The sequence below is a fragment of the Gammaproteobacteria bacterium genome (assembly GCA_027296625.1).
Lineage (GTDB): Bacteria > Pseudomonadota > Gammaproteobacteria > JAKEHO01 > JAKEHO01 > JAKEHO01.
In genome coordinates this window covers 1-3331 of sequence record JAPUIX010000149.1, presented here as the reverse complement: position 1 = coordinate 3331, position 3331 = coordinate 1, and the positions used below count along the sequence as shown (strand labels likewise).

The window sequence follows — 3331 nt, the reverse complement described above, 5'->3', positions numbered from 1 at the left end:
GCTCTAAAATCATTTAGCCAGTCCACCGCGCTGGCCATGTTCTGGGCATGCAATCGGGCAGGGCGGCGTTGCTGGTCGATATCGCGCTCGATCAGGCCGGCGCGCTCCAATACCTTGAGATGTCTTGAGACGGCCGGTTGGCTCATCTTGAAAGGGGCCGCGATCTCGTTGACCGAGGCCTGGCCATCGATGAGGCGGGAGAGTATTGCTCTTCGTGTGGGATCGGCGAGGGCCGAGAAGATGGCGTCGAGGTTGGGTTGGGTGCTTGTATAACTCAGGTGTTCCATAACCTAAGAGTTATATAAATATGGGCCGGTGTCAACAGAATTTGCAGCGGCGGAGGTGATCTGGCCAAGGCCCTTTTTTCGTTAGTCGGAACACGCTTTATCGTGGCCAGCGATAAGCTCCGCAAGTCGGCCCGGTTGTCGGATAACGACGGCATGGCCTGTGTCGTCAAGCAGCTGAAGCTCAGAGCCCGATATCGCATCCCTCAGGACTTTTGCGCCCTTCGCCGGAACGACCTTGTCGTCAACACCGTGGATGATCAATGTGCATGCCACCGTCGCCTCGGGCTGGAATCCATCGAAGTTTTGATAGCGCTCCATCCTCTCTCTGATCAACGTTTCGGGCACCCCGGGCATTGAAAGTCCTGCGAACGCCTGCTTGAGAAAAATCTCGTCGGCAGGAGCTGGGTAAAACAACGCGGCATTTCCTGCTTTGCCCCCTTTCATCGCAATAAACTCAGTGCCCATCATCCAGCGCATCATTGGCACGGAGAATAGTAGACGAGCAGCACCCGTAGGGGGCGCTCTTCGCTCCGAGTTGTCGCCGAGGCTTGCGATCAACGTGAGTCTGCTGAATGCATTCGAATCCATCCGAGCAGCCTCGAGTGCAACACCACCGCCGTAGGAGTAGCCGACAATAAATGGATCATCCAACGCCAATGCCTTAATCAATTGCAGCAGGTCCCGCGCATTTTCCGTAGGGTTGGCCGGGACCTCCGATGATCGTCGACTTGAATGACCATAGCCGATCCTGTCGTAGGTAATCGTGGAATAGCCGAGTCGTTCCAACGCATGAGCAAGTGGCAACATCATGCGTCCGGTTCCGGGGCGTCCGTGAATCAAGACAACTGCTTTGCCTGAGCCTTGGCGATAGACATTTACATGATCCCCGTTAGGCAGGTCGACTCGCTGCCCAGGTTCTGGAGCCATTGAACGATAGTCTGCCAAGCCTAACCAAGGACCCATGAAAGGAATAACTATGACAAGAGCCAGGAATATTCCGAGAACCTGCAAAATTCGCTTGAACATATGGTCGTCGCTCTTAATTCGGTCATTGACCTCGTTTATCATCACTTTGCCAGACAGGCGCGAACACCATGCAGAACATCACGCATGCCGAAAGTAGATGCCAAAACAATGCGATGAGATACACCGACGCTGCGGATCCGAAAAAGTATCCCAAGGTGTTCGCAATAAGAAAGACCACAACACGAAGTCTCCTATCATCCCCGCCTGGTCCAATCTGTCGGCTTCTTTAAACAGCCGTAGATCACCCGACGCCGCATAAAAAATGATGGTTATAAAAGCGAAGACGCCGGTTTCGATCCGCCATGTAACATCAGGTTCGGCGCCGAGCTGATTGGGAAGTAGTGGAAACAAGGACATCAACAGCAGCAATATCGCTGTAATCACGACGTTCCTTAAGCGGGCTCGCTCCAAATCAGTTTGAATCCTGCCAATAATGACCGACACGCCGCCAAAGCCGGCGAAAAGCACAGCTACTTGAGCAAAAATAAATAAAATTGATTCTTGTTCGAGTGGAGTCACTTGGTCTATTCCGGTGAATCGGGGCGTTTCTAAGAAATTTTGTAGCGAACCAATCCGCTCTGTCGTGAGTCGTCAGCGGCCCCTCAGCATAGTATCAGCCTAACGTCCGCTTTCGGGAAAAGCGGTCACCCGAGTAACGTGTCTAACTCTGCTCGCATAGACCCATCCGCGTAACTTTTAAAGTCCTTGCCTGAGAATAAGCAGTGAATGCCGTTGCACGACAGCTCAACGAACGACCAAGAAAAACGCTAAGATATGAAACACCGGCCGAACGATATTAGCCAATGTGTTGCATCGACCGGTTGAAACCGCAACCCAAAGCCGACGTTTTTGACTTCGATACACACGGTGGCTGTGGGCGGTCTTGGGGGAGCCATGAATGACCAACAATCTGATGGGCCGAAGTGAACACCAGAACAGGAAGCTGCCATACAACGACACCTTCGTAGCCAAGCTCGAAGACGACGTACGAAGGGGCAATCCGCATCGCCGGTATTCAAACAGGTGGCCACCGAGGCGGCCAAAGGCTGTGGAGGTGTAACGCTGATCTTGCTGGCCGTCGCGGCGTTTCTTTTATTCAATCTCATCGGTGTCCTGGCCATGATCAGTGGGGGGGTGAATGTCCACTCCTGGCCGTTGGCAGAAGTTCGCGTGATACGATGACCGCAGGCTGCTGCTGACCCTTTCCGGCCGTCCCAGGTTGGTCGACCGGTGACGTTGTGCAAACCATTCCTAGCTACTCGCTAGATATTCAGGCGCGAATGAACCAAGAGGATAAACAACGGAATTACGAATTGGCCGAAAATCTGATTTCGGAGCAGAACTTCGCTGCGGCCGTCATCGTGGGAGCTGTTGCTACACTTCTCGCTGCTGCCATCTACGGCATCACAACCGCTATATGGAGTTTTTCGTACGGTTTCGCGGCGGCGGGCATTGGGATCGCAGTTGGAATATCAATGCAATATCTCGGACGCGGAATCAAGATGAAATTCGCTGTGGCGGCTTCGGTATACACGATTGCAGGCTGCGTCCTCGGCAACGTGTTCAGGGTCGTAATGTATCTGGCGCGAGAAAATGCGATCTCACCACTTGACGTTTTCCGGAGTAATGCATTTTCGGTGCTCACTGGATGGTCGGTTTCGTTCGTCGATCTGGTTTTCTGGTTTGTTGCGGTTTGGTTTGCAGTCTTTCTCGTAAAGAGGCCGCTGTCTCGCTCAGAAATATTAGCCATCGGCATGTACGAATTGAAGGGTTGAAGTTGCAACCCAAAGCAGACGTTCGTCTCGCGATTTCTTAGACAAATTCTTGTTACCAGATTAGGGGAAATTAAATGCTTACAGACACGGTCAATCGCTGGCTCACATTGTCAGCAAACGTTGGCGTAATTGCTGGACTGATCTTGGTCGCAGTTCAAATAAACCAAAACACGTAGTTTACAAAAGCGCAAATCGCCAACGACTACTACCTGGCTGACATGAATCTTGCGTTGGCGATGATGG

At 52.4% G+C, this 3331-nt stretch carries 4 protein-coding genes; 1 reads left to right on the top strand and 3 read right to left on the bottom strand.

What is annotated here, in order from left to right; translation table 11 throughout:
- The 3 genes from O6944_08445 to O6944_08435 all read right to left on the bottom strand — a co-directional run.
- Positions 1-287: metalloregulator ArsR/SmtB family transcription factor (locus O6944_08445; GenBank protein ID MCZ6719161.1), on the bottom strand; the 287-nt coding region annotated here is incomplete at its 3' end.
- Positions 288-368: 81 nt separating this feature from the next.
- Positions 369-1355, bottom strand: a complete 987-nt coding sequence (locus O6944_08440) for an alpha/beta hydrolase (protein ID MCZ6719160.1) — start codon at positions 1353-1355, stop codon at positions 369-371.
- 36 nt (positions 1356-1391) lie between these two features.
- Positions 1392-1832, bottom strand: a complete 441-nt coding sequence (locus O6944_08435) for a hypothetical protein (GenBank protein MCZ6719159.1) — start codon at positions 1830-1832, stop codon at positions 1392-1394.
- A gap of 761 nt (positions 1833-2593) precedes the next feature.
- Between O6944_08435 and O6944_08430 the strand changes: the two genes are divergently transcribed.
- On the top strand, positions 2594-3088 hold the full coding sequence (locus O6944_08430; protein MCZ6719158.1) for a hypothetical protein: 495 nt from the start codon (positions 2594-2596) through the stop codon (positions 3086-3088).
- Positions 3089-3331: the final 243 nt, after the last annotated feature.

Bases quoted from the DNA above. Each gene is read 5' to 3' on its own strand.
- O6944_08440 (MCZ6719160.1), bottom strand. From the start codon at position 1,355: ATGATAAACGAGGTCAATGACCGAATTAAGAGCGACGACCATATGTTC.
- O6944_08430 (MCZ6719158.1), top strand. From the start codon at position 2,594: ATGAACCAAGAGGATAAACAACGGAATTACGAATTGGCCGAAAATCTG.